The 2,934-nt window shown below is 46.7% G+C and carries 4 protein-coding genes; 2 read left to right on the plus strand and 2 right to left on the minus strand.

Annotated elements, in window-relative coordinates:
* Position 1: 1 nt before the first annotated feature.
* Positions 2–238, plus strand: a complete 237-nt coding sequence (locus RMO35_RS12860; protein WP_309741686.1) for a 2Fe-2S iron-sulfur cluster-binding protein — start codon at positions 2–4, stop codon at positions 236–238.
* A 186-nt stretch (positions 239–424) separates the two neighbouring features.
* Complete coding sequence (psbM, locus tag RMO35_RS12865) at positions 425–541, plus strand: photosystem II reaction center protein PsbM (protein ID WP_309741687.1); 117 nt, start codon at positions 425–427, stop codon at positions 539–541.
* A gap of 209 nt (positions 542–750) precedes the next feature.
* On the opposite strand, the gene rpe is transcribed toward psbM, so the two are convergent.
* Entirely contained in the window at positions 751–1,440 is a 690-nt protein-coding gene (gene rpe / locus RMO35_RS12870; protein ID WP_309741688.1) for a ribulose-phosphate 3-epimerase, read from the minus strand.
* Between the two features lie 179 nt (positions 1,441–1,619).
* Positions 1,620–2,921, minus strand: coding sequence for a glutamate-1-semialdehyde 2,1-aminomutase (gene hemL, locus RMO35_RS12875; RefSeq protein WP_309741689.1), 1,302 nt, complete (start codon positions 2,919–2,921; stop codon positions 1,620–1,622).
* Between the last annotated feature and the right edge of the window lie 13 nt (positions 2,922–2,934).

Below are 2,934 nucleotides of genomic sequence, written 5' to 3' on the forward strand. Positions count from 1 at the left end.
TCTGCGCGAGAAGGCGGTTCAAAACCAAATTGATATCTATACCTTCAAAGGGAAGCTCATGAACTGCGGTGGCTACGGTCAGTGTGGGATGTGTGGCGTAGAGATCGTGGAAGGGATGGAAAATCTCTCTCCCCGCACTGATTTTGAAAACCGCAAGCTGGCAAAAAAACCTGCTAACTATCGCCTCGCCTGTCAGACCTTAGTCAATGGTGCTGTTTCCGTCAATACCAAGCCTTAGTTTTGGCTCCAAGTCGCTGGTGAGGAATCTTCGCTCCTCTCTGGTCGCTGGAGGCGATCGTCGCCTTCCCAACTCTAGTAGACTCAGGTTGAGGATGTTAAATCTTTACCTTACTGACTAGACCCTCGCTGGAAATGATATTCTGGTATAGGTACTCAATAAAAATACTTTATAGGAATTACTCTTATGCAAACTAACGATTTAGGCTTCGTCGCCAGCCTTTTATTTGTCCTCGTACCGACGATTTTTTTGATTATTCTCTATATTCAAACCAACAGCCGCGATACTGGCTCTGATTCATAGATTATTATATTTTAGACCGATAAAAAAGACTGCCAAAGATTAGTTTCTATGCAGTCTTTTTTAATGAATAATTGCGATTGGCAATCTAGGCAATTAGGGTAGTAAAATATTGAGACTCGATCGCCTTAGCTATTGCTGAAACCTAGATGGTAGGCACTGCCCACCCTACTCTCTTTCTACCCTAAAGCCTAAAACCTAAAACCTAATCCCTATACCGCTGCTAATTCTGGACGCTTGCTATTGCGAACGCCTTTAATTGCTTCAGCATAATCAGGAGCATTAAATACTGCCGAACCAGCGACGATCGCATTTGCACCAGCTTCAATAACTTGCCAGCTATTATTGGGTTTAAGACCGCCATCAACTTCAATCCATGGATCTAAGCCGCGTTCGTTACAGATTTGGCGCAATTTAGCAACTTTGGTAACAGCACTAGGAATAAAGCTTTGACCGCCAAAACCAGGGTTGACGCTCATAATTAAGACCAAATCGCACAAATCGAGGACGTATTCGATTAGTTCTAGCGGAGAGCCAGGATTGAGGACAACACCAGCTTGTTTGCCAAGCTCTTTAATTTGTCCCAAGGTACGGTGCAAGTGAGCGGAAGCATTGTACTCGGCATGGACGGAAATAATATCAGCGCCAGCTTTAGCAAAATCAGCCACATATTTCTCTGGCTCGACGATCATCAAGTGAACATCGATAATCTTTTTGGTGTGGGGGCGAACGGCTTCGACAATCAGGGGGCCGATAGTAATATTTGGTACGAACCGTCCATCCATGACATCAACGTGAATCCAATCGGCTCCAGCAGCATCCACCGCCCGAATTTCTTCACCTAAGCGGCTAAAGTCTGCCGAGAGGATCGACGGGGAAATGACTAGGGATTTTTGGCTCATAATTACTATATTTCTCCTAAAATTAAGTTTTTTGTAAAAACTTTAACAGTTTATTTAATTTTAACAGGGGTGAGGAACCGATCGAATAAGTTCCTAGTTATGACTGACGGGACGGGGGGACGGGGAGAAGGGGAGTAAGTAATATTCCCTATTCCCTATTCCCTATTCCCTATCCCCTACTACATTTGAGACATCACGATCCGTGCGGCTGCTAGAGTACGATCGATATCGGCATCGGTATGAGCTAGCGAAGTAAACCCAGCTTCAAATTGCGATGGTGCGAGATAAATTCCCTGCTCCAACATGCCGCGATGGAAGCGACCAAATTTAGTCACATCTGACTTTTTGGCATCTTCAAAATTGTGAACAGGCCCTTCGCAGAAGAATAATCCAAACATCCCGCTGATGTTGCCACCACAAGCAGCGTGTCCGGTTTCTTTGGCGATTTGCAATAAACCATTAGCCAAGCGGGTAGTGATTTTATCCAAATACTCATAAGTACCTGGTTTTTGAAGTAATTCGAGGGTTTTAATCCCCGCCGTCATTGCTAGCGGGTTGCCTGAAAGCGTTCCCGCTTGATACATCGGCCCCGCAGGTGCGACCATCGACATGATCTCTTTGCGTCCGCCATAAGCACCGACGGGTAAACCACCGCCGATGACTTTACCCATTGTAGTGAGATCGGGAGTTACGCCAAATCTCTGCTGTGCGCCGCCGTAGGAAATGCGGAAACCAGTCATCACTTCGTCGAAGACCAGTAATGCGCCGTATTCTTGAGTGATTAATCTCAAGCCTTCGAGGAAACCAGCATCGGGGACGATAAAGCCCGCATTCCCAACGACGGGTTCTAAAATTACGCCAGAAATACTGTCAGGATTGGCAGCGAATAAAGCTTTGACAGCTTCTAAATCGTTATAAGGTGCCGTGAGAGTATCCGCCGTCGTCGATTTGGGTACGCCAGGGGAATCGGGCAAACCGAGAGTAGCGACACCAGAGCCAGCTTTAACCAAGAACATGTCCGCATGTCCGTGATAACAACCTTCAAATTTGATAATCTTGTCGCGTCCGGTAAAGGCACGCATCAGCCGCAGGACAGCCATACACGCTTCGGTACCGGAGTTGACAAATCTGACCATTTCCACACTAGGAACGGCATTAATTACCATCTCAGCCAGGACGTTTTCGAGATAGCATGGCGCACCAAAACTCGTACCCTTGGCGAGAGCCTCGTGCAGGGCGGCAATTACTTCCGGGTTGGCATGTCCGCAGATGGCTGGCCCCCAACTGCCCACATAATCGATATACTGATTGCCGTCTACGTCCCAGACATAGGCATCTTTGACACGATCGAATACAATCGGTTGACCGCCGACAGATTTGAATGCACGCACTGGAGAATTCACCCCACCCGGCATCAGTTCCCGCGCGGCTGCAAATATTTCTTCTGATTTTGTAGTTTTCAAATTAGATGTAGAAACCAATTTTTTCTCCCAA

Source organism: Chamaesiphon sp. OTE_20_metabat_361, assembly GCF_031364565.1.